Genomic DNA, 22,142 nt, shown 5'->3' with positions numbered 1-22,142 from the left:
CGTTCAGATGAGTGAACCAAAGAGTGGCCTGTGCAGCGGGGTGTCGGCTTGATGGATTTATCCTGTGCCGATGACGAAATCAGCACAGCGAGCGGAAGGCTCAGTGCGTGTGAGGCAGGTGTTCGAATAGCGTTTTGCAGACCCCGGCAATGTGCTCGTCCAGCAGCTTCACCGCCAGATCCACGTCCCCGGCACGACAGGCTTTGATGATTTCACGGTGCTCGTGATCAGCCCGTTCCTTGCCGGCCGACAGGCTCATTTGCATGCGCAGGTAGCGCTCAAGCTTGTCGTTGACCGAGCGGATCAGGCTGACCAGGAACGGCCGTTGCGCCGGCTCGTAGAGGCAAGCGTGCAGCTCCCAATTGAGTTCGGCCCAGCGGCCCACGTCGTCCTCGCCGATGAACTCCTGACAGATGCGCTCGGCACGGGCGAAGGTTTCTTCGGTCATGTTGGGAATGGCCAGGCGCAGTATCTTGTCTTCGAGCAACATCCGCACTTCGAACATCTGCGCCAGTTCGGCATCGGACAGCCGCGTGACCATCGCTCCGCGATTGCGCTGGAACATCACCAGCCCTTCGGCTTCCAGCCGCTTGAGGGCCTCGCGCACCGGGATCTTGCTGACGTTGAACTGGCGAGCGATGTCGTCCTGGCGAATCGGCTCATCTTCGGCGAAATGCCCGGCGACGATCGCGTCCCGCAGATGACGGGTGATGATTTCCGAGGTCGAAGGGGTGTTGCCAAGGTCGGGAGCGTTGAGTTTGGGTAGGTTCACGGCAGCGGTCGTTTGGAGTGAGATGGCGATAGGGTATACGAAATTCCTTCACTGCGAAGTTCCGGGCGATGGTCGCCTCGAAAATGCCATCAGCAGGCACCAGCCGGACGTTTCTAATGAGGGTTCGGGTTTGAGCACGATGGCCGAGTGGATATCTACGCGAAGCCGATTATGCTTCAGACAAACCTTGCAGCGATGCGAGGCCGTCAGCCTGTTTCCATGCTTTGCGCAATCCTTGATCCGATGACATCAGCCCTGGGGCCTGGGTGCGGTAAAAAAATAATGAGGTACTCCGGCCTACAACAAGAGCAAGACGGAGAAGAATCATGGCCGCAATCGACAATACAACCACAGGCAGCGCGCCTAATCGCGGGATCACCAGGGAGGAGCGCAAAGTCATTTTCGCCTCGTCCCTGGGCACTGTGTTCGAGTGGTATGACTTTTACCTTTACGGCTCCCTCGCCGCGATCATCGCCAAGCACTTCTTTGCTGGCGTCAATGAGACAACGTCCTTCATCTTTGCGCTGCTCGCGTTCGCCGCGGGCTTTGCCGTACGCCCCTTCGGCGCCGTCGTATTCGGTCGACTGGGTGACATGATCGGGCGCAAGCACACCTTCCTCATCACTATTGTCATCATGGGTGTCTCCACCGCCGTCGTGGGCTTCTTGCCCGGCTATGCGACCATCGGCGTGGCGGCGCCGATCATTCTGATCACCCTGCGCCTGTTGCAAGGCCTGGCCCTGGGCGGTGAGTACGGCGGGGCGGCGACCTACGTGGCCGAACATGCGCCCAAAGGCAAACGCGGCTACTTCACCTCGTGGATCCAGACCACCGCGACCCTCGGCCTGTTTCTTTCACTGCTGGTGATCCTCGCCTGTCGAACCATTCTCGGCACCGAAGCGTTCGAGGCCTGGGGCTGGCGGATTCCCTTCCTGCTGTCGATTCTGTTGTTGATCATCTCGGTATACATCCGCTTGCAACTCAGCGAGTCGCCGGTGTTCTTGAAGATGAAGGCGGAAGGCAAGTCTTCCAAGGCGCCGCTGACCGAATCCTTCGCCCGCTGGGAAAACCTCAAGATAGTGATCATGGCGTTGCTTGGCGGTACCGCCGGCCAAGCCGTGGTCTGGTATACCGGGCAGTTCTATGCGCTGTTCTTCTTGCTGCAGACGCTGAAGATTGACCCGCAGACTGCCAACTTCCTGATTGCCGGCTCGCTGCTGATCGGCACGCCGTTCTTCATCGTATTCGGCAGCCTGTCCGATCGTATCGGCCGCAAAGGCATCATCATGGCGGGCTGCATCCTCGCGGCGCTGACGTACTTTCCGATCTTCAAGGCGTTGACCCAGTACGGCAACCCCGACGTATTCGCCGCGCAGGCGAAAAACCCGGTGACCGTGGTCGCCGACCCCGGCCAGTGCTCGTTCCAGTTCGACCCGGTGGGCAAGGCCAAATTCACCAGCTCCTGCGACCTCGCCAAAACCGTACTGGCGAAAAAAGCCATTCCCTACAATAACGAAAAGGCCGAGCCGGGCACTGTCGCGCAGGTGCGCATCGGCGGCAAGGTGATCCCGAGTTTCGAGGGCACTGGCATGCCGGCGGCGGATTTCAAGGCCCGCAACGATGCCTTCGTCGCTACCTTGGGCACCGCCCTCAAGGACGCCGGTTACCCCGAGAAGGCCGACCCGGCGAAGACCAACTATCCGATGGTGCTGCTGCTCCTGACCATTCTGGTGATTTACGTCACCATGGTTTACGGCCCGATCGCCGCCTGGCTGGTGGAGCTCTTCCCGGCGCGCATCCGTTATACCTCGATGTCGTTGCCCTATCACATCGGCAATGGCTGGTTCGGCGGCTTTCTGCCCACGGTGGCATTCGCGATGGTCGCGGCCACGGGGGATATCTATTACGGGTTGTGGTACCCCATCGTCATCGCTGTGATGACGGCCATTCTCGGCACGTTCTTTCTGCCGGAAACCAAGGATCGGGAAATTCATCACACCTAGGATTGGCACTTGCCCTTTCCCGCAAGGGGGAGGGCAACGTGCAGTATCAGCAGGCTTTGAGCGCTAGCGCTTACGCCGATGGCCGGTGATCATCGACAGGGGCAGGTTTTCACGCAGGCGCACGCTCTCCACCAACGCCGCGACGATATGCACGCAAACCAATGCGAGCAGTGTATCGGCCATCAACTCGTGAACATCACGCAGCCAGTCTTCGCCCCAGAAATAGTCCACTTCTTCCATCAAGAAGCCGCTGATACCAAGACCCGTCATCAACAGCAGCATGAGGACCATCACCAGTGCACCGATGGGCGAATGCCCCATGCGGTGATAGCCCTTGCCGGAAAACAGCGCCCGGCCATGCTGAACGACCCGCGTCGGCGTCGGCCAGAAGTCTGACCAGCGCGCCGAGGGCGGGCCGATGAACCCCCACACCACACGCACCAGCACGACAGCCACGGCGTAATAGCCGAGCCAGCGATGCCAGCTGTCACCTTCCTCATTGAGGAAGTAGTCGCTGATGAAGACAACCACCAGGGACCAGTGGCAAATGCGTACGAGCGGGTCCCAGAGGCGCAGGGTTTCAGCGTTCACAGAGGGCCTATTCGATCTCTTCTTTCACGACTTTTCCGGTGACCGGGTCGAAGTAGATCTCGACTTTGCGCTTGTCTTTGTCCCAGCCGTAGATCTCGTAGCAATTGCCGCTCGTGACCTTGAATTTCTTGATGTCATAGCCCTTGGCCTTGAGCTCTTCCTGAAATTTGGCCTGATCCTGCCATTGGGCCTTGTCGGTGGTAGTGCATTGAGGGCCGGCGAAGGCTACGGGGGAGGCGGCAAGAAGCGAGAGCAACAGAAGTTTACGCATGGGTTTTCCTCTGAATATTGTTGTCTGACAACGCGAGAGATTCTCATCACGCTGTGCGCGCTGAAGGTTAGTCGAGCTTTGAATCGTTGTCACTGTGTTGGGGGTTGCAAACAAACGCCCTGGCGTTTGAACCGCTGTAGGAGCCAGGCTTGCCGGCGAAGGCGTCCTTCAGAACGCCTTCGCCGGCAAGCCTGGCTCCTACATGTCCGCACTTAACTGACCGGCATTGTGGTATTGGATTTCAAATTTTCACTCAGAACCGGTAGTTGGTGCTCAGCTCCAGCGTGCGTGGTGCTCCGGGAGTGATCAGGTCCACCGAGCCATGGGCCGAGGCGTAATAGTCCTTGTCGAAGACGTTACGCAAGCGCAGCGCCATGTCCCATTTCGGCAGGTTGTAGAGCAACGCCGCGTCGAAGGTGGTGTAAGCGGGCATGACCACCCGGTTATCCAGGGCGGTGTAACGGTCATCGACATAGTTCGCCCCCATGCCTACGCGCCAGGTGTTGGTCAGCGAGCGCACCAGCCAGAGGTTGGCGCTGTGACGCGGGGTCAACGTGGGTGTCTGGCCTTCGTTGGCAACGCCATTGGTTCGGCTGTTGGACTTGGTGATCTCGGCATCCAGATAGGCATAGCCGGCATAGACCTGCCACTTGTCACTCAACTGCCCGCTGGCGGTCAATTCAAGACCGTCGGTGCGCTGCTCGCCAGCCAGGACCAGTTTGGTCGGGTTCGCCGGATCGGTCGTTTTCATGTTGGTGCGTTCCAGCCGGAACAGCGCCGCTGTCAACGCCAGGCGATTGTCGAGCAGGTCCCACTTGCCGCCGATCTCGTAGTTGGTGGTTTGCTCTGGTTCAAGGTCCTGGTTGGTAGTGCTCAGGGCAAAGACTTCGGAGGAAGGTTGGTAGGAGCGACTCACCGAAATGTAGTAGGACTGAACCTGATCAGGCTGATAGACCAGGCCTGCGCGCGGGCTCCAGGTGTTGTCGGTTCGGGACATTGAGGCACCCGTCAGGTCATCCGAATACTCCTGATCGAACACGTCATAGCGCACGCCCAACAGGGCTTTCCAGTGTGGGGTCAGTTCAATCAGATCCTGGACGTAAAAACCGGCCGTGTCCTGGGTGGTGGTGCCCTTGGCGGTTTGTCGGTTGGCCTGGAACGGCACGTCGACCAAGCCATCGCGGTACACCGGAACCCGCGCCACGTTGCTTTGGCTGAAGACCGATTGGTCCTTGACCTGACGTCCCAGTTCAACGCCATAAAGAAGGTTGTGGTTCATCCCGGCCAGCGTGGCCTGTTGTTTCAGTTCGGTCTGGTTGAACCAGCCGTCTTCCTTGCGCTGCACGTTGCCGCGATTGAGTTTGACCAGCAATTCGCCGTTGGGGGCGGTGACGAAACGTGTCGGGCTGGAGTCGGCAAGTGTGTTGTTGCGATCCAGATCGTAGTGGTAATAGCGGCTGGTGTTGCTCAGGGTGAAATCGTCGTTGATGCGATAGTCGACGCCCGCCGTGAACGAAAACACTTCGCTGCGGGTGTAATCGTCATCCGGGTCGGCGGAACCGAAGCGCTTGTCGCGATCCACATCGACCGGGCGATCGCCCCGCGCGGGAATGCCGAAATCGATCAAGCGTTTGTCGTAGAGGTACGTGGCCCCCAGGTTCAACTCAAGATCGTCGGAGAGTTTGAAGTAAGCCGAAGGTGCAATGGCCTTGCGATCGATATAGCCGTCATCGCGGAAGGTGTCGCTGTTCTCCAGCGCGCCGGTCACCCGGAACGCCTTGTCGTTTTGCTGCTGATCGGCCCAGCCGGCGTCGAACTGCGTGCGCTTTTTACCTTCGCTGTCGACGCTGACACCCACCTCTTGCTTGGGAGTGAAATTGGGTTTCTTGCTGATGCTGTTGATCAGGCCACCGGATGATCCACGGCCATAGAGCACCGCTGCCGGCCCCTTGATCACTTCCACGCGCTCGACGTTGGACAGATCGCGGAAATACAGCGCGTCGTCACGAACGCCGTCGACGTACATGTCGCCGATGGCACTGAAGCCGCGAATGGTGACTTGGTCGCGTTGGCCATCGCCATTGGAAAGACCGACGCCGGGGACGTTTTTCAACACGTCTTCCATCGACTGCGCGCCTTGATCCTTGATCACGCTCTGGGGGATCACGTTCACCGTTTGCGGGATATCCCGCAGCGGGGCGTCGATCTTCAGCGCACTGCGGCTGTCGGTCGGCCGATAGCTCTGCTCGCTGTAATCACTGGTCACAGCGGTTGCAGGCAGGGCCAATGTCGATTGGGTTTGTGCTTGCAAATCAGGTACTGCAAAAAGCCCCAACAGTGAGAGAGAGGCGGGGTGAATGCGCGGTAAAGCCACCATGAGCTCCTTTTTTAATTATCGCGTGAATGATAACGATTATCTTTTGTAAGTAAATAAATATCATTCACAGACGGAGTCGACACATTGGCCGTTGAATTTCACATGCGGAAAAACGTATATTCGCCAAACCGCATATGAGCGCCCGTCGCAGAGAAACCCAATGGCTGACCTGACGCCGACCACTGTTTTCAAATGCCTGGCTGACGACAACCGGGTCCGCATGATGTTGCTCATCGCCCATGAGGGAGAGCTGTGCGTCTGCGAGCTGACGAGCGCGTTGGATGAGAGCCAGCCCAAAGTCTCCAGGCACCTGGCGCAGTTACGCACTTGCGGATTGCTCTCGGACCGGCGGCAGGGCCAATGGGTTTACTACCGACTGCACCCCAATCTTCCGGGCTGGGTGCATCAGGTGCTGAGCGTGGTGCTTGAGTCCAACAGGCATTGGTTGAGCCCGGATGCCAAACGCCTTGAACAAATGGGTGACCGTCCCGAACGCGCAGCGGCTTGCTGCCCGGCTCGATGATTTCAGACGCGCTATTGCGCAGGACAATGACCATGCACGATGACCACATGCCCCATCTCGATACCGAACTGGTTGATCTCCCGTCGACCGACAAGCTCGGCATCGAACACACTTCCAGCCACAAACCGCGCATTTTGCTGCTGTACGGATCGACCCGTGAGCGCTCCTTCAGTCGCTTGCTGGTCGAAGAGGCTGCCCGTTTGCTAGAGCATTTCGGTGCCGAGACACGGGTTTTCGATCCGTCTGGTTTGCCGCTGCCTGATGATGCCGGCGACGATCACCCACGGGTGCAGGCGCTGCGCGAATTGATGATGTGGTCGGAAGGGCAGGTCTGGTGTTCACCCGAACGTCACGGTTCGATGAGTGCAGTGTTCAAGGCGCAGATCGACTGGGTGCCGCTCGCGATGGGCGCCATACGTCCGACCCAGGGCAAGACCCTCGCCGTGATGCAAGTGTGCGGCGGCTCGCAGTCGTTCAACGTCGTCAATCAGTTGCGGGTGCTGGGGCGCTGGATGCGCATGTTCACCATTCCCAACCAATCCTCCGTGCCGAAGGCCTATCTGGAATTCGACGATAACGGCCGGATGAAACCTTCGCCGTTCTACGACCGTGTCGTGGATGTGATGGAAGAGCTGGTGAAATTCACCTTGTTGCTGCGCGACCGTCAGGACTATCTGGTCGATCGATATTCCGAACGCAAGGAATCGGCGCAAGCCCTCATGAAACGTGTCAATCAGCGCTCTATTTGAAGGAGGAAACATGACGATCAAAGTGGGCATCAATGGTTTTGGCCGCATCGGTCGCCTCGCACTGCGAGCAGCCTGGAGCTGGCCAGAGTTTGAATTCGTGCAGATCAACGACCCGGCTGGCAATGCGCTGACGCATGCGCACCTGCTGAACTTCGACTCGGTGCATGGCCGTTGGAATTATCAGGCGGACGCCGAAGGTGATTGCGTCGTCATCGAAGGCAAGCGAATCAAGGTAACGGCCAACAAGGCGATCGCCGACACCGATTGGTCGGGCTGCGACCTGGTGATCGAAGCCAGCGGCAAGATGAAGACCGTCGCGGTGCTTCAGGCTTACCTGGACCAAGGCGTGAAACGTGTGGTGGTCAGCGCTCCGGTGAAGGAAAAGGGCGCGCTGAACATCGTCATGGGCGTCAACCATCAGCTGTTCAACCCGGCGGAACATCGTATTGTCACCGCCGCGTCATGCACCACCAACTGCCTGGCGCCTGTGGTGAAGGTGATCCACGAAAAACTGGGCATTCGCCACGGTTCGATCACCACCATCCACGACTTGACCAACACTCAGAGCATCCTCGATCAGCCACACAAGGATCTGCGTCGCGCCCGTGCGTCGGGCATGAGTTTGATCCCGACCAGCACTGGTTCGGCCACCGCGATTGCCGAAATTTTCCCGGAACTGCGCGGGCGTCTCAATGGCCATGCCGTGCGCGTACCGTTGGCCAACGCTTCGCTGACCGATTGTGTCTTTGAAGTCGAGCGCGCTACCACCGTCGAAGAAGTGAATCAGTTCCTCAAGAACGCGTCCGAGAACGAACTGAAAGACATTCTCGGTTTCGAGGAGCGTCCGCTGGTGTCCATCGACTACCGCACCGATCCACGTTCATCAATCATCGATGCGCTGTCGACCATGGTCGTCAACGGCACCCAGGTCAAAGTCTATGCCTGGTACGACAATGAATGGGGTTACGCGAATCGCACCGTCGAACTGGCCAGAATGGTCGGCCTGGCCGTTTAAGGAGCGGTGATGAAAGCGTTGTCAGCCCTCACGCCTCAAGTGCGGCAGTACTTGCTCGTGACAGGCAATTACTGGGCCTTCACCCTCACCGATGGTGCTTTGCGCATGTTGGTGGTGTTGCACTTTCACACGTTGGGCTACAGCCCGCTGCAAATCGCGGCGTTGTTTCTGTTCTATGAACTCTTTGGCGTGATCACCAATCTGCTGGGCGGTTATCTCGGCGCTCGACTGGGCCTGAACCGGACCATGAACATCGGGCTGGGGATGCAGGTTGTGGCGCTGTTGATGCTGACGGTGCCCGTGGCCTGGCTGACGATTCCTTGGGTGATGGGTGCGCAGGCGCTGTCGGGGATCGCCAAGGACCTGAACAAGATGAGCGCCAAAAGCTCGATCAAGCTGTTAGTGCCCGATGGGCAACAGGGCAAGCTTTACCAATGGATTGCCATCCTCACCGGCTCGAAGAATGCACTCAAGGGCGTCGGTTTCTTTCTTGGCGGGGCATTGCTTGCCCTGATCGGGTTCAAAGGGGCATTGCTGGCCATGGCGGCGGTGCTGGCGCTGATCTGGGTCAGCAGCTTGATCCTGTTGAAAAAGGATCTGGGCAAGGCCAAAGCCAAGCCCAGGTTTCGTGACATCCTGTCCAAGAGCCGGGCCATCAACATTCTGTCGGCGGCGCGGATGTTCCTGTTTGGCGCCCGCGATGTCTGGTTTGTCGTGGCGTTGCCGGTGTACCTGAGCAGCGTCTTCGGCTGGGATTTCTGGAAGGTCGGTGGATTCCTTGCGACCTGGGTGATCGGCTACGGTATCGTGCAATCGTTCGCGCCGCGAATCACCGGAAAGAAGCGGGGGCATGTCCCGGATGGCCGCGCTGCGTTTCTGTGGGCGCTTGCTCTGGCAGGCCTGCCCGCGGCAATCGCTCTGGGGCTGAACACCGGGTTTTCGCAGCAGGCGGTGCTGTTAGGCGGGTTGATGGTTTTTGGGGCGCTGTTCGCGGTGAACTCCTCGCTGCACAGCTATTTGATCGTGTCCTATGCCAAGGAAGACGGCGTGTCGCTGGACGTGGGGTTTTACTACATGTCCAACGCCATGGGGCGGCTGATCGGCACCGTGCTCTCCGGCTGGGTTTATCAGGCTTTCGGGCTGGAGGCATGTTTAGGGATATCCAGCGCATTTGTTATTTTCGCGGCCATGATTTCTATGGCGTTACCGAGGCATGCCGACGCGCGTTAAGTTGCTCTAATGACGGCTTTTTTACTCTTTTTTAGTTGAGGTTTTAAACTTTGATTCCTGTTTTTATTTGTCGCTGTGTCATTTTTCAGGCGTCAAATATTTGCAACTTTGTATATGGATCGAAAAGTAATTAGTCTTAGCACAATTTAGTTGTACGCATTCTTTACAACTTCAGCCATAAATAAACGCACCGGAGCAGGCTGCGAGGAAGAACAAAAGCCAGACAATTAAAAAAATCGCCACAATAAAAATCAAATCCTCCTTATAAGTCGGTGATCATCATGATTAAAATCATGACCTACTTTTTAATAGGAGCTGGTATTGCAGGATGCAACGGTATGGTAAAGCCCGACTTGTCGGGGCCTGCCAATGACTCATATTTTTCCGTCTTCTCGGGCTTTCCTTTGCCTTATCTGTACATGGCCTCGGCTGTGCAATGGAACGAAGACTATGCCGTCACCACGCGTCACACCCCTCTCGTTCGCAACGTGAAATACACCTGCAGCACTGGTTGCGACCTGGTTTTCATCCAGCACAAGGCCGACGGCCGCTACCCGTCATGGCGCGAACCGCGTGTGGGTGAACACATCACTGCCGTGGGCGCGAGCCCCTACATGACCACCGTCACCGGGCAAGGCAAAGTGTACCCGGCGCCTTTCATCAACAGTGATGAAGGCAGCGGCGAACGCTATTCCATCCATGACGCCCCGATGATTAAAGGGATGTCGGGTGGTCCCGTTATTGGCAGTGACGGCAACATTGTCGGCATCAATGTCGGTTTTTTCTCCACGACGCTTAATGACGTCAGTTTTCACCCTGGGTTAAAGGGCGCTCAGCGGGTCAGCATCTTTATCCCTTATGCGACTATTCAGCGTGAATGGCAGCTGATGCAAGTCAAGCTTAATGATCCACATGGCGCGCAGTATGCAAAGAAGTAACGTAGCATCGTCAATCAACTAGCCGTCGGGATGGGTTCATCGTAGGGGTTACGATGAACCACCTCTTGGCGGGTTAGTTGAATCCAGGCGTATATTGATTGTGTCGCATCCGGGTTATTGACGCGATAGCAGATCGCTGGCGGTGCGACAGACAAGAGACTGGGGGCGCGAGCAGATATCCCAGAACGTTTGGAGGTATGACATGAGCCAGTATCAACGACTCTTTCTAATAGCCGGCCCCACCATGCGTCACACGCCGGCGCTGCAGCGAGCCGTCGCCATTGCCGAAGCCACGGGCGCAGCGCTGCATATCACGGTGTTCATCGAAGATTTCAACATCCTGGGTCTGATCCACGCCAGTGCGCGGTTTCGTGAGGCTTGCCAGCAAGAGAACGAAAAATGGCTCAAGGATGAAGCCGATCTGATTCGTGGACGCGGGATCAACCTGAGTACCGAGGTGCTGTTCACTCGCGACGCGCTGCAAGAGATCCTTCAGCACGTGACAACAACGCAGGCGGATCTGGTCATCAAGGATGTGCAGCATGAGTCGGCGCTCAAGCGCGTTTTCATTACGCCTCTGGATTGGCATCTGCTGCGCGAATGTCCGGTGCCTGTTCATCTGGTCAGTGAAGTCAGTTGCCCACTTCCGCGGGTGATCGTGGCGGCTGTCGATCCGTCGCATCCAGAGACTCAGATCACTGGAATCAACGACCTGATCATCCAGGCAGCGAACGAATTGGCAATCCAATGCCATGCAGAAATGCATCTGCTGTATGCCTACGATCTATCGCAGACGCATATATCCGATGCGGGCGCGGGTGCAGTGACGATGCCCGGCTTCAACAGCGACCTGCGCAAGTCGTTGCATAAGTCATTCATGGCATTGGCCGATCATTACGGCGTGCCCGCCGAACGGCAACACTTCGTTGCAGGGCCGCCAGGCAAGGCACTCGCCGACTTTGCAGCGCATCACCGGGCCGACGTGATCGTCATGGGCAATGCGCACCGCAAGGGGCTGGAAAAATGGGTGGGCAGTACCACGGAGCATGTTCTGTATCGGGTGCCCTGCAACATTCTCGCCGTCGCCGGGCAAGCGGATCAATGAATGGATTCGTTGTGAGATGAGCTGGAACCTCGGCGGCCCGCGCGGGATTTTTTCAGGGCGCGCGCCGAGATATCCTGGAAGGTGTCACTGTCAGTCGCCGCGAGCAGCTTTTCGCCGTCCTTCAAGGTGGCCATAAAAGTCACTTCGGTATTTTTTCCGGCGAGCAGGTAGCCGGCAATGGCGCCGACGGGACCGAGCAACATGGCACCTGCGAGTCCCAGGCCGATGGCGCTCTTTATATTTTTGTTGGAATCAGTGTTCTGAACGGTCAGTTCCTTGAACTCCGAGACCGGGAAGCTGGTTCCAACCCGGGGCTTGAGGGAGGTTTTGAGGGTGATGGTTCCAAGGTGATATTCCCCGTCGCACTGCGGGAAGTCACCGGCGAGCACTATGATCTTTGCCATATGAAATGTTCTCTTGGGCGATCATTTTTGGGTAGAACATTGCGCGCGCCCCAAGCCTAAACGTCAACGATCCGACGATGAGTGGCATCCATGAATTTGCGATATACAAGTGCCGATTCTGCAAAGAATTTCATTTACAGGCGATCCTCGGATCGAAGGGCATTTCAGGAGCGCGGCTCCCGGCGCTGCGACATGGACGTTTTATAACGTTTAGCTCAAGCGGGCAGAGAGTGCGCTTTAATCCTCCGCTGGTCCGACAGGTTTAAGCGCGACCAGAATCAAATGTTCGGCATCATCAACAGACCTTTCAGCCGAAAGGGTTTAACGGGGGATTAATGGACTTCTGGACCACCACGCAAGTATCGATTCTAGGATTGGTTGAAGGGCTTACAGAGTTTTTGCCCATCTCCAGTACCGGTCATCAGATCATTGCCGCGGACTTGCTCGATTTCGGCGGAGAGCGAGCCATGGCGTTCAATATCATCATTCAGTTGGGGGCCATTCTGGCGGTCGTCTGGGAGTTTCGTCGCAAGATTCTGGAGATCACTACCGGTTTGCCGACCCAGCGCAATGCGCAACGTTTCACCTTGAATTTATTGATCGGTTTCTTGCCGGCGGTTGTGCTGGGTGTGATGTTCGCCGACAAAATCCATGAGTATCTTTTCAACCCGATCACCGTGGCCGTGGCGCTGGTGACAGGTGGCATCATCATGTTGTGGGCAGAGCAACGCGAGCATGTGGTGGTTATCGATCACGTGGACGAGATGCGCTGGACCGATGCCTTGAAAGTCGGATGCGCACAGTGCCTGGCAATGATTCCCGGCACTTCGCGCTCGGGTTCGACCATTATCGGCGGGTTGCTGTTTGGCCTGTCACGCAAGACGGCTACCGAGTTTTCATTCTTCCTGGCAATGCCGACGATGGTGGGGGCCGCAGTGTACTCGGGCTATAAGTACCGCGACCTGTTCCAGGCTGCAGACTTGCCGGTGTTTGCCTTGGGGTTTGTTGCCGCATTCCTCTTTGCGATGATTGCTGTGCGCGGTTTGCTCAAGTTCATCGCCAATCATAGTTATGCGGTGTTCGCCTGGTACCGGATTGCATTCGGTTTGCTGATTCTGGCGACATGGTTTTTGGGTTGGATCGACTGGAATCATCTCTCGACAGGGGCGTAGGTCTGTGGCGAGCAAGGTTGCTCGCCACAGTTTTTTTGACTCAAGGCCCGTATCTAAATCTTGTTAACCCCAGCCAATGGCAGGCTGATGCGCTGTTCACGTTGCAGGAAATTCATCATCAACAGCACCCGTTCCTCGCCGTCCATGGCCAGGAACACCGCCTCAAGATCAGAGAACGGGCCTTCAGTGATGCGCACCGTATCTCCATGCCTTAACAACGTTGTGACAATCGCCTGACCGTCTTGCTCCTGGAGCTCGTCGATCAGCGCATCGCGGATCGGCAATGGCTGACCGCCGAACCCGACCACTCGCGAAACGCCACGGGTCGAGCGCAGCGGGCCCCAGCTGTCCTGAAGGCTCAGTTGGATAAACAGATAGCCCGGAAACAACGACTCGCTGATCACCCGACGCTGCCCGCGCAAAACGCGCTCACGCCGGTAGGTCGAACGAAAACAGGCGTAGCCCTGACGCTGTAAATGCTCTTGGGCGCGCTCATCCTGTTTGGGCTTGCACTGAAGCAGATACCAGGCTTTGGCGGCGTGCTCTGCAATCGCGTTCATTTGAATGCCCTCTCGGCGTCGATGTGCTTCAGCACCTCGGCGGTTTTGTGCTGCATGAACGAGCTGTCGCCGCGGCTTTCCACGGTCAGGCATGTCACGCAACCATCCTCCAGAAGACGCAAGCTGAGACGCCAGTCGGTAAAGACCAGGTTCAGCCCATCACTCTCGTCTATGTCGAGGGCATCGGCGGCATAACGTTGCCTGATGCTCGCCATCAACGCCGGCCCATCCTTGACACGACGGCGGATTTCCCCGGAAGAGGGGAAGGCACCGATGCGTTCCACCAGCAGCACCGGCTGTTTCTGCACCCGCGCAAAAATCAGCTCCGATGCATAGGCACGCACGATGAGGTACGCGAGGTTGTTCTTAAGGTCAGCGCCATACGGGCGGCGACTGTCATCTGCCTTGAAACCGCTCAATGTCTTCATAGAGGCTTCGTCCATAGGGTAATAAAGACCAAAAAATCAATTCGATAACGCACACGATTGTCAGGGTTCAGCGCCGTCAAAAGGTGTTCTTGTGCAGGTGCTCGAAACAGAAGTTGGTCGCTTCGATGTAACCTTCGGCGCCGCCGCAATCGAAGCGTTGTCCCTCGAATTTGTAAGCCAGCACGCAACCGTTCTGGGCCTGCTTCATCAAGGCGTCGGTGATCTGGATTTCACCGCCCTTGCCAGGCTCGGTGTCGGCGATCAGGTCAAAGATATCGGGGGTCAGAATGTACCGACCAATAATGGCCAGGTTGGACGGGGCGTCTTCCGGGCGGGGTTTTTCGACCATGCTGTTGACCCGGTAAATACCTTCGCGAATCAGCTCGCCGGCAATCACGCCGTACTTTTGCGTCTGCTCACGGGGCACTTCCTGGATCGCCACGATCGAGCAACGGAACTGTTCGTAGAGCTTGAGCATTTGCGCCAGCACGCCATCGCCCTCAAGGTTCAGGCACAGGTCATCGGCCAGCACCACGGCGAATGGCTCATCACCGATCAGCGAACGACCGCTGAGAATGGCGTGACCCAGGCCCTTCATCTCTACTTGGCGGGTATAGGAAAAAGTACAGTTATCGATCAGCTCACGAGTGCCTTCCAGGAATCGCTCCTTATCAGTGCCACGAATCTGGTGTTCGAGCTCGAAGCTGACATCGAAATGATCCTCCAGTGCTCGTTTGCCCCGGCCAGTGACAATGGCCATATGTTGCAGGCCGGCATCGCGCGCTTCCTCGACGGCGTACTGGATCAGCGGCTTATTGACGATCGGCAGCATCTCCTTCGGCATCGCCTTGGTGGCGGGCAAAAAACGGGTCCCATAGCCGGCAGCAGGGAATAGGCATTTACGAATCATGGAAGCGTCCTTGACAGTAGACAGATGGGTAATGGCAGTAGGAAAGGTTCGACTCAATGTCGGAACCAGCACGCTGAAGAGTGCGGGCTCTAAATGGCCCGATCACTCGAGAAAAATATTCGCAACCCTGCAGGGGCTGTGAAAACTCTGTACGCCATGGTTAAGCGAGGCGCAGGCAGAGAAAATCGTGCGGTCGGTTGATAGGCGAGCATGCCTGGTTGTTCCACGGCATGCTCCTGATGCAACCCGCTGTAAACAAAGTTATTGCCCAAGGCATCTCTTTACCTAACTTCTAATCGAATGGCCGACGCCCTGGCAAAGCACTAACGGAACGGCTATATATTAACCGTTCGCCGTTTCGGTGTAATTTAGATTGAACGGTCGCGGGAAAACGACAATTGTTAGAAATTGTCTGGATAAATTCATGCACTGTTATTTTCACGCTCAAAGAGTGAAATGTTATTTTTTGTCTGGAGAAAAAGTTGGGGGCTGTTCAAGCGTCATGGTAATAAATACGCACTGATGGTTTGAAAGTTTCAGTTGCAGTTACCGGGTTATGAATACCCGGATTCATTCGTAGTTTAAAGCTCTTATGTTCGGCAAGTGCTATGTCACCGCCAATGTTGACAAGACGGGGAATGTTATCTTGCTTAAAAGGGTTTTGATTGTCTGCGTCGGCAATATTTGCCGCAGTCCCACCGCGGAGCATTTGCTGCGCGGGGCGCTCGTTCATTCCGATATCGAGGTCAGTTCCGCTGGCCTCGCTGCCTTGGTGGGCAAACCCATCGAGTCGACGGCACACGCCGTGCTCACCGAACATGGCCATCTGCCCCATGAACACCAAGCCGTTCAGCTCACCTCTCAAGCTGTCAGTGAGGCGGACTTGATTCTGGTGATGGAACGGCGACATGTCAGTGGCGTGCTCAACATTGCCCCTGAAGCGCGAGGCAAAGTGTTGCTATTGGGCAAATGGCAAGACGATCGCGAAATCAGCGACCCCTACCGTCAAGGCAAACCTGCATTTGTGCACGCTTATGCGTTGATTGAAGAAGCCGTACACGCATGGGCACAGCGCCTGGCGCGCTGATGGCCACTCCTTATTGAATCGTAATACAGGCAAAGAATCCGACTTATGCAGCAAGCACCGGTAGTTAACGTGCGGGACGACGACAATGACGAGATTGATCTTCTCGGCTTGTTTGGAACACTCATCGACCATAAATGGCTGATTGCCGCGGTAACCGGCGCCTTCATGGTGGCTGGGGCCGCGTACGCGGTGCTTGCAACTCCGGTATACCAGGCAAATGCGCTGTTGCAGGTTGAAGCGAAAAAGAACGATTTGTTGGGCTTTTCCGATGTCAGCAGCATGTTGGGAAAAGAGTCGCCTTCGGCGACCGAGATCGAACTGATCAAGTCTCGTGCGGTGATTGGCAAGACGGTTGACGAGCTGAAACTGGCTATTATTGTAGATCCCAATTACTTCCCCATTTTTGGCGAGTTCGTTGCGCGTCGATTTAAAAACGCTAACCCTGATGAAATAGCCGGTTCTTGGTTGGGCATGACAAGTTATGCTTGGGGTGGCGAATCGTTAAAAATAGCTCGCCTTGACCTACCACAAGATAAATTAGCTAAGAAACTGACCTTCATGGCCGGTGAAAATGGAGCTTTCCAACTATTTGATGAAGCTGATGAGCTTTTAGCTGAGGGGAAAGTTGGAGAGGCTATCGATCAACGGGGCGTTAAGCTATTTGTCGAGGAGTTGCGAGCCAATCCTGGAACCCGGTTTCGTATTGTGCGTAAACCGCGATTGACCAGCATTTTGGATTATCAGGAAGCGCTGGATGTTATCGAGCGTGGAAAAGAGTCGGGCATCATCGGGCTGGCGTTAGAAAGTACCGAGCCGGAATTGGCGGTAAAAATCCTCAATAAGATTTCCGAACTCTATGTCGAGCAAAATGTACAAAGGACTTCGGCTGAGGCCGCGCAAAGTCTGGAGTTTTTGAAAGAGCAACTGCCTCAAGTCAAAAATGATCTGGAGAGGGCCGGTAATGCGCTTAATACATATCAGACACGTACGAAATCCGTAGATATCAGCCTGGAAACCAAAGCAATTCTGGACCAGATTGTGTCGCTGGATACAGCCATCTCCCAGCTAAAACTCCAACAAGCCGAGATGGATAGAAAATTCACCCGTCAACATCCTGCTTATCGTGCGCTGCTCGCTCAGATCGCTGAACTGAGTAGCAAGCAACAACGTCTGGCAGAGAAGGTTCAAGATCTGCCTTCGACCCAGCAAGAACTGCTCAGCCTGACTCGCGACGTTGAAGTAGGTACGGCTATTTATACGCAGCTTCTGAATAAATCCCAAGAGCTTGATGTGATGCGCGCCGGGACGGTAGGCAACGTGCGGTTGATCGATACGGCGGATGTGAATCTGATCAAGCCGATCAAACCCAAAAAAGTCCTAATCGTTCTGATTGCTACCTTTATTGGTGCCTTCTTGGCAGTGCTGCTGGTTCTACTACGCAAGGCATTGAATCGCGGGTTGGAAAGCCCGGAAGGAATTGAGCAGCTTGGCCTTCCGGTATACGCCTCGATTCCTTACAGCACACTGCAAAAAAATGCTGATGAAAAAAGAGGGGCGCGTCCTGGCAACGGTATCTCACTGCTAGCCGTGAACCACCCTACTGATCTGGCTGTTGAAGCGCTCCGCAGTTTGCGTACCAGTCTGCATTTTGCGATGCATGAAGCTGATAACAATCGTTTGATGATTTCCGGTCCCAGCCCGCAAGTCGGTAAAACCTTCGTGTCTGTCAATCTGGCAGCGGTGATCGCCCAAACAGGTCAGCGAGTCTTACTTATCGATGTGGATATGCGTAAAGGTTATATCCATAAAGTCCTGAATTCTCCCAGCACCAACGGACTTTCCGATGTCTTGGCCAAACGTTGCGATCTAAAAGCTGCAATCCATAAAACAGGAATCGACAATTTTGACTTCATCAGCCGTGGGCAGATACCGCCTAATCCTTCTGAGCTGTTGATGCATCGGAACTTCAGCGAGCTGCTAGCGCAGGTCGGTGACATGTATGACTTGATCATCCTTGATACCCCCCCATTATTGGCGGTAACTGATGCGGCGATCGTTGGTAGGCAATCGGGTACAAATCTGATTGTTGCGCGCTTTGGTTTTAATCCTTCAAGAGAAATAGAACTGACCATTCGCCGGTTCGCTCAAAACGGGATCAGGTTGAAAGGTGCCATTTTTAACGGCGTAGAAAAGCGGGCTTCCGCAAAATATGGCTATGGTGCTTATGGTTATTACAATTACGAGTATCAATCAGATAAAAGTTGATTCAGGTCTACCAAGGCCTTAAGTCTCTCCCGACTAATCTACTGATAAGTAAGGTAAGGTGTCCGCTCCGAGCCCGGAGCTGATACCTGTTGGTCAGCAAGAAATTCACCGTGTTCTCAGGAAATTGACTATAAATCCTGGGGCGGTAGCGTGGATTTTCGAAAAAACTGAAAACCTATTTCTCTGATGTGGCTGGTTGGGAAGTAATGGTGTGCAGTTTCAATTGACTTCTCCTGATAGATATTTGAGAAAAAGATGGCCATAGTAAATAAACAGGAATTCTACGTAGAACTTGAATCTATTCGAGGGCTAATGGCATGGTGGGTTGTTTTCGGTCACTTGTATTCCTGTTTTCGTCCGGCGATAGGTAACGTACCTCATATCATCAATGAAATTTTGTTGGCCACAGCTATTCCGGTAGATATTTTCATCTGTTTAAGCGGCTTTTTTATTGCCAAAGCCCTGAGCGGGAAAAATAGCGGATATAAAGCCTATATTATTCGACGTGCTTTCAGAATTATTCCAATTTATCTATTGGCTATGCTGCTTGCTGCCGTGCTGTTCAACGAAAGGATGAATGTTCGCATGGAAATGCCATGGGGCTCACCTGGACAAATAGCAGCGATTGAAAGTTATTGGGAAAATATCAAAGGGAATGTGGCCGCTTACTTGCTGCCTTGTTTGATGTTGCTTCAAGGGATGATTCCGGACCAGATACTACCCCATGCAGGTGATGCCTTTTTGGCTCCGGCATGGAGTTTGACACTGGAATGGCAGTTTTATTTGATCGCGCCTTTTTTGGTAGCTGGCTTTTTGCTTAAGCGCGGAAAGGAACTGCTAGTTGCATCAAGTTTGCTTGCCCTATTGTTCCTCGCGCACTCTGGACTGACATTCTCTTACGGCAGTTTTATTCTTATAAAGTTACCTGTTTTTATCATAGGAATGCTAACCCATGATATGTTTCGCCGTGATGAGGGTAACCTGAAGAATGGTTTTTTGATCATTCTTATCGTCTTGGGGATAGGTCTGATTACGCGATCCTTTGCCAATTTTTCGTCGATCACTTTATGGGCTGTATTGGCGATCGTATTCAAACTGAATGGCCGATTCAGGCAGCCTTGGATGACCAGAATATTGGAACTATCTAAAGCCCCTCTCAGGAATAAGTTTCTCGTCAAACTGGGAGTGCTGTCGTACTCCACATACCTGATCCATATCTTGATTATCGATGCCGTGTTAATCGTTGCGAGAGCATTCGGCTATTTAGGAAGCGACTTGGTTGCGATTTATATTGCATTAGCGATAGTGCTAACCTACGCAATTTCATCGTTGGTTCATCGGTATGTCGAAATGCCATTTATCGACATCGGTAAAAGAATAGCCACGACAGCCTATTCTCGAGAACTAAAATGCCAGTAAGGGTCCTTGTCAACTATATACTTTTTCCGTTGCTTCTCGTGGCAACAGCCTTCAATCTGAGGTATCGATTGACGGGGGCTGAGATACATCTAGGGGGGGCAGAGCTTTCCATTGCACCCTACGATATCTTTTTGTTTCTGATACTGATGTCCATCATTTTTTTCAGTAAACAAATCAATTTGGAAAAGATAAAAATTGATCGGATAACGGCAATAGCGATATTTTTTGTTGTGTTGTCTTCTGTGTCAATTATTAACTCGCAAGCGGTGAACTTCACTGTTTATGAAATTTTTCGGCATTGGAAGATCATCGTGCTGTTTCTTGTGGTGAGATCGGTTTTCCAAGATGGAAAGTCCATGGAGAAATTCACCAAGGTTGCCGCGTTATTAATACTCTTTGAAACGATGTATGCGGCATATCAACTGGCAACCGGTGATGTCACGGAAGATGCTCAGCAAGTTAAAGAACTTTTTGTTGAAAACGGAATCACCCGGGTCACAGGTACCTTGAGGCATCCTGCCTTGTTGTCGCTATTTACGGTGCTACTACTGCCATTTTGTGTTTATGGTGCAGTAAATGGAAAGGGCAGGTTGCTGTATATCAGTGCAATCGCAGCAGGTTTTGTCGTTATCTGTTTAACCTATTCAAGAACTCAAATTGTATTGTATTTTTTTGTAATGGGCCTGTGCCTTTTTTATTTTAAACGCCAAAATGGAAGTTCGATTCTAAGAAACAAAAAAATAATCTATACATCAGTGATATTTTCTTTAGTAATTATGGCAGGTGCTATTTATAATTTGGAAAATCTCTATGCAAGATTTTTTGATGCGCCTGAGTCAAGTACAACCTCAAGACTGATTTTGGCAAAAATCGCGCTCAATATGTTTGTGGAGCATCCGCTCATCGGTGTGGGCTGGAATAATTTTGTAGATGTCATGGAGCAGTATGATGAGTTTGGTGCGTCTAAAAGCTTTAGGTATCCGGCTCACAACATGTACTTGCTGGTCATGGCAGAGACGGGGCTGATAGGGATTTTCAGTTATTTAGTCCTCATATTTGGAATCTACAAGATTCATAAGAATACGATCAAGAGAGGCGGTGATGTTGCGGTTAACAATGCGTCGGCCGCCGCGCTGGTCTCTATCATTGCGATACTGATAACCGGAATTCAGGGTTGGTCATTTCGAGCGGATAGCATACAGGCAATTATCTGGATAAATTTCGGAATAATTTGCGCACTTAATGATAGAGCGAAACGACATGCTTAGAAGTGCTTTTTTGTGTGTGATGCTTCTGGCAGCTGCTTTTAATGTGGAGGCGTTGACTCGAAGTGTTCTCGATTACAAGTTGGATATGCCGTTGCGAGGATTTAATGTTGACTTGAATTTAAATGAGCAGGACTTTAAAAATTTAAGTGATTTAAATGTAAATGCCGTGCGTGTTGCGTTTGCATCACATCCATTATTTGATGAAGTAGGTGGGTTGGACAGTACGGCAGTCGCTGTGCTTGATCGTTATATTCGGTATGCAAAGAAGTACAATATTCTGCTTCTGATTGATGTTCATACCTTTCCCGGTAACGTCAAAAAATACTCGGGTTCAATGAGCGATGAGTATTGGCGTAACGCTGATCTGAGGCGTGCTCTTATAAAAAGCTATGCGCAATTGGCAGGGAAGTATAAAGATGAAAGCATTGTCATCGGCTATGACATTGTGAACGAGCCGGCGCAGGCTGAGCTTGCGCAATATCTTTATTTTTTAAAGCAGGTATCAGAAACGATATTGGCGATCTCGCCAGGCAAACTGGTCTTGATTCAGCCGCGCATCACTATTCAACCAAATGGAATCCCTAACGGACAGCGATCCAACTGGAGTGAGATCACTCATCTGACTAATGACAAACAGGTCATAGGCAGCCTGCATTATTACGATCCTGGGGATTTTACTCATCAAGGCGTTCATGAATTTCCTGTCAATCAGCGACTTCCATTTTTGTTGAGAAATGAAAAGAGCTTGAGGTTGTATTTTAGAAAAACCCTGTCCCGGGTTTTAAATTACCCCGGGCCAGTGATAGTGGGTGAGTTCAGTGTGTCGAATTATAGTCCGGCGGATGACGCTGAATTGTACATGAACACACTATTAGATCTATTTGAGCGCAAGGGCTGGAGTTGGTTTTATCATTCTTATAAAGAAGCTGATATCTGGAATCCCGAATTGTCATTGACAACAAAAGGTCTTGCCCCTGATACCTCGTCTAAAAAATACCTTCTGTTGAAGGCGCATTTTAAATTGAACGATCGATTTCAGGCCGCTGACTGATCGC

The 22,142-nt window shown here is 53.6% G+C and carries 21 protein-coding genes; 13 read left to right on the top strand and 8 right to left on the bottom strand.

What is annotated here, in order from left to right:
* Positions 1–100: 100 nt before the first annotated feature.
* Complete coding sequence (locus tag BZL43_RS14350) at positions 101–772, bottom strand: GntR family transcriptional regulator (RefSeq protein WP_095632914.1); 672 nt, start codon at positions 770–772, stop codon at positions 101–103.
* A gap of 326 nt (positions 773–1,098) precedes the next feature.
* On the opposite strand from BZL43_RS14350, the gene BZL43_RS14345 reads away from it, so the two are divergent.
* Positions 1,099–2,775: an MFS transporter gene (locus tag BZL43_RS14345; RefSeq protein ID WP_095632913.1), complete on the top strand. Its 1,677-nt coding sequence runs from the start codon at positions 1,099–1,101 to the stop codon at positions 2,773–2,775.
* Positions 2,776–2,838: 63 nt separating this feature from the next.
* On the opposite strand, the gene BZL43_RS14340 is transcribed toward BZL43_RS14345, so the two are convergent.
* The 3 genes from BZL43_RS14340 to BZL43_RS14330 all read right to left on the bottom strand — a co-directional run bounded on the left by BZL43_RS14340 (position 2,839) and on the right by BZL43_RS14330 (position 6,014).
* Complete coding sequence (locus BZL43_RS14340) at positions 2,839–3,366, bottom strand: cytochrome b/b6 domain-containing protein (protein WP_095632912.1); 528 nt, start codon at positions 3,364–3,366, stop codon at positions 2,839–2,841.
* 7 nt (positions 3,367–3,373) lie between these two features.
* Positions 3,374–3,637 (bottom strand): PepSY domain-containing protein, encoded by a 264-nt coding sequence (locus tag BZL43_RS14335; RefSeq protein WP_095632911.1) that lies wholly within the window; start codon positions 3,635–3,637, stop codon positions 3,374–3,376.
* 253 nt (positions 3,638–3,890) lie between these two features.
* The gene (locus BZL43_RS14330; RefSeq protein WP_095632910.1) at positions 3,891–6,014 is read right to left on the bottom strand and encodes a TonB-dependent siderophore receptor; all 2,124 of its coding nucleotides are present in this window, start codon (positions 6,012–6,014) and stop codon (positions 3,891–3,893) included.
* A gap of 160 nt (positions 6,015–6,174) precedes the next feature.
* On the opposite strand from BZL43_RS14330, the gene BZL43_RS14325 reads away from it, so the two are divergent.
* The 6 genes from BZL43_RS14325 (at position 6,175) to BZL43_RS14300 (ending at position 11,574) form a co-directional block, all read left to right on the top strand.
* The gene (locus BZL43_RS14325; RefSeq protein WP_095632909.1) at positions 6,175–6,537 is read left to right on the top strand and encodes a metalloregulator ArsR/SmtB family transcription factor; all 363 of its coding nucleotides are present in this window, start codon (positions 6,175–6,177) and stop codon (positions 6,535–6,537) included.
* 32 nt (positions 6,538–6,569) lie between these two features.
* On the top strand, positions 6,570–7,286 hold the full coding sequence (gene arsH, locus BZL43_RS14320; RefSeq protein WP_095632908.1) for an arsenical resistance protein ArsH: 717 nt from the start codon (positions 6,570–6,572) through the stop codon (positions 7,284–7,286).
* A gap of 10 nt (positions 7,287–7,296) precedes the next feature.
* Positions 7,297–8,301 carry an ArsJ-associated glyceraldehyde-3-phosphate dehydrogenase gene (locus BZL43_RS14315; RefSeq protein ID WP_095632907.1) on the top strand — a complete coding sequence of 335 codons (1,005 nt, stop codon included), beginning with the start codon at positions 7,297–7,299 and terminating at the stop codon, positions 8,299–8,301.
* 9 nt (positions 8,302–8,310) lie between these two features.
* On the top strand, positions 8,311–9,531 hold the full coding sequence (arsJ, locus tag BZL43_RS14310) for an organoarsenical effux MFS transporter ArsJ (protein ID WP_095632906.1): 1,221 nt from the start codon (positions 8,311–8,313) through the stop codon (positions 9,529–9,531).
* A 338-nt stretch (positions 9,532–9,869) separates the two neighbouring features.
* Entirely contained in the window at positions 9,870–10,469 is a 600-nt protein-coding gene (locus BZL43_RS14305) for a serine protease (protein ID WP_095632905.1), read from the top strand.
* Positions 10,470–10,671: 202 nt separating this feature from the next.
* Positions 10,672–11,574: a universal stress protein gene (locus BZL43_RS14300; RefSeq protein ID WP_095632904.1), complete on the top strand. Its 903-nt coding sequence runs from the start codon at positions 10,672–10,674 to the stop codon at positions 11,572–11,574.
* On the opposite strand, the gene BZL43_RS14295 is transcribed toward BZL43_RS14300, so the two are convergent.
* The gene (locus BZL43_RS14295) at positions 11,568–11,978 is read right to left on the bottom strand and encodes a hypothetical protein (RefSeq protein ID WP_095632903.1); all 411 of its coding nucleotides are present in this window, start codon (positions 11,976–11,978) and stop codon (positions 11,568–11,570) included. The two genes, BZL43_RS14300 and BZL43_RS14295, sit on opposite strands and share 7 nt — an antisense overlap.
* Before the next feature lie 335 nt (positions 11,979–12,313).
* Between BZL43_RS14295 and BZL43_RS14290 the strand changes: the two genes are divergently transcribed.
* Positions 12,314–13,150 (top strand): undecaprenyl-diphosphate phosphatase, encoded by an 837-nt coding sequence (locus BZL43_RS14290; protein WP_095632902.1) that lies wholly within the window; start codon positions 12,314–12,316, stop codon positions 13,148–13,150.
* Between the two features lie 53 nt (positions 13,151–13,203).
* On the opposite strand, the gene rfaH is transcribed toward BZL43_RS14290, so the two are convergent.
* The 3 genes from rfaH to galU form a co-directional block, all read right to left on the bottom strand.
* A complete protein-coding gene (gene rfaH / locus BZL43_RS14285) occupies positions 13,204–13,710 on the bottom strand; it encodes a transcription/translation regulatory transformer protein RfaH (protein WP_095632901.1) in 507 nt (168 codons plus the stop codon).
* Positions 13,707–14,138 (bottom strand): phosphomannomutase, encoded by a 432-nt coding sequence (locus tag BZL43_RS14280; protein ID WP_095632900.1) that lies wholly within the window; start codon positions 14,136–14,138, stop codon positions 13,707–13,709. Before BZL43_RS14280 ends, rfaH begins: the two co-directional genes overlap by 4 nt.
* A 76-nt stretch (positions 14,139–14,214) precedes the next feature.
* Complete coding sequence (gene galU / locus BZL43_RS14275; protein WP_095632899.1) at positions 14,215–15,048, bottom strand: UTP--glucose-1-phosphate uridylyltransferase GalU; 834 nt, start codon at positions 15,046–15,048, stop codon at positions 14,215–14,217.
* 592 nt (positions 15,049–15,640) lie between these two features.
* Between galU and BZL43_RS14270 the strand changes: the two genes are divergently transcribed.
* The 5 genes from BZL43_RS14270 (at position 15,641) to BZL43_RS14250 (ending at position 22,138) form a co-directional block, all read left to right on the top strand.
* Entirely contained in the window at positions 15,641–16,135 is a 495-nt protein-coding gene (locus BZL43_RS14270) for a low molecular weight protein-tyrosine-phosphatase (protein WP_095632898.1), read from the top strand.
* Positions 16,136–16,180: 45 nt separating this feature from the next.
* Positions 16,181–18,400 carry a polysaccharide biosynthesis tyrosine autokinase gene (locus BZL43_RS14265; RefSeq protein WP_095632897.1) on the top strand — a complete coding sequence of 740 codons (2,220 nt, stop codon included), beginning with the start codon at positions 16,181–16,183 and terminating at the stop codon, positions 18,398–18,400.
* 255 nt (positions 18,401–18,655) lie between these two features.
* Positions 18,656–19,819, top strand: a complete 1,164-nt coding sequence (locus BZL43_RS14260; protein ID WP_095632896.1) for an acyltransferase — start codon at positions 18,656–18,658, stop codon at positions 19,817–19,819.
* Between the two features lie 38 nt (positions 19,820–19,857).
* Positions 19,858–21,087, top strand: a complete 1,230-nt coding sequence (locus BZL43_RS14255) for an O-antigen ligase (RefSeq protein WP_177409336.1) — start codon at positions 19,858–19,860, stop codon at positions 21,085–21,087.
* Positions 21,080–22,138, top strand: a complete 1,059-nt coding sequence (locus BZL43_RS14250; RefSeq protein WP_095632894.1) for a glycoside hydrolase family 5 protein — start codon at positions 21,080–21,082, stop codon at positions 22,136–22,138. Before BZL43_RS14255 ends, BZL43_RS14250 begins: the two co-directional genes overlap by 8 nt.
* The last annotated feature ends 4 nt before the right edge of the window (positions 22,139–22,142 follow it).

This window comes from Pseudomonas sp. PICF141 (assembly GCF_002286815.1).
GTDB lineage: Bacteria > Pseudomonadota > Gammaproteobacteria > Pseudomonadales > Pseudomonadaceae > Aquipseudomonas.
This window is presented reverse-complemented; position numbering and strand designations above follow the sequence as displayed.

What these genes read in the sequence shown, in the direction of transcription:
- BZL43_RS14280 (WP_095632900.1), bottom strand. Translation starts at nt 14,138, where the DNA reads ATGAAGACATTGAGCGGTTTCAAGGCAGATGACAGTCGCCGCCCGTAT.
- BZL43_RS14260 (WP_095632896.1), top strand. Translation starts at nt 18,656, where the DNA reads ATGGCCATAGTAAATAAACAGGAATTCTACGTAGAACTTGAATCTATT.
- BZL43_RS14290 (WP_095632902.1), top strand. Translation starts at nt 12,314, where the DNA reads ATGGACTTCTGGACCACCACGCAAGTATCGATTCTAGGATTGGTTGAA.
- BZL43_RS14300 (WP_095632904.1), top strand. Translation starts at nt 10,672, where the DNA reads ATGAGCCAGTATCAACGACTCTTTCTAATAGCCGGCCCCACCATGCGT.
- arsJ (WP_095632906.1), top strand. Translation starts at nt 8,311, where the DNA reads ATGAAAGCGTTGTCAGCCCTCACGCCTCAAGTGCGGCAGTACTTGCTC.
- BZL43_RS14305 (WP_095632905.1), top strand. Translation starts at nt 9,870, where the DNA reads ATGGTAAAGCCCGACTTGTCGGGGCCTGCCAATGACTCATATTTTTCC.
- BZL43_RS14250 (WP_095632894.1), top strand. Translation starts at nt 21,080, where the DNA reads ATGCTTAGAAGTGCTTTTTTGTGTGTGATGCTTCTGGCAGCTGCTTTT.
- rfaH (WP_095632901.1), bottom strand. Translation starts at nt 13,710, where the DNA reads ATGAACGCGATTGCAGAGCACGCCGCCAAAGCCTGGTATCTGCTTCAG.
- BZL43_RS14325 (WP_095632909.1), top strand. Translation starts at nt 6,175, where the DNA reads ATGGCTGACCTGACGCCGACCACTGTTTTCAAATGCCTGGCTGACGAC.
- BZL43_RS14270 (WP_095632898.1), top strand. Translation starts at nt 15,641, where the DNA reads ATGTTCGGCAAGTGCTATGTCACCGCCAATGTTGACAAGACGGGGAAT.
- BZL43_RS14315 (WP_095632907.1), top strand. Translation starts at nt 7,297, where the DNA reads ATGACGATCAAAGTGGGCATCAATGGTTTTGGCCGCATCGGTCGCCTC.
- BZL43_RS14265 (WP_095632897.1), top strand. Translation starts at nt 16,181, where the DNA reads ATGCAGCAAGCACCGGTAGTTAACGTGCGGGACGACGACAATGACGAG.
- BZL43_RS14345 (WP_095632913.1), top strand. Translation starts at nt 1,099, where the DNA reads ATGGCCGCAATCGACAATACAACCACAGGCAGCGCGCCTAATCGCGGG.
- BZL43_RS14295 (WP_095632903.1), bottom strand. Translation starts at nt 11,978, where the DNA reads ATGGCAAAGATCATAGTGCTCGCCGGTGACTTCCCGCAGTGCGACGGG.
- galU (WP_095632899.1), bottom strand. Translation starts at nt 15,048, where the DNA reads ATGATTCGTAAATGCCTATTCCCTGCTGCCGGCTATGGGACCCGTTTT.
- BZL43_RS14330 (WP_095632910.1), bottom strand. Translation starts at nt 6,014, where the DNA reads ATGGTGGCTTTACCGCGCATTCACCCCGCCTCTCTCTCACTGTTGGGG.
- arsH (WP_095632908.1), top strand. Translation starts at nt 6,570, where the DNA reads ATGCACGATGACCACATGCCCCATCTCGATACCGAACTGGTTGATCTC.
- BZL43_RS14335 (WP_095632911.1), bottom strand. Translation starts at nt 3,637, where the DNA reads ATGCGTAAACTTCTGTTGCTCTCGCTTCTTGCCGCCTCCCCCGTAGCC.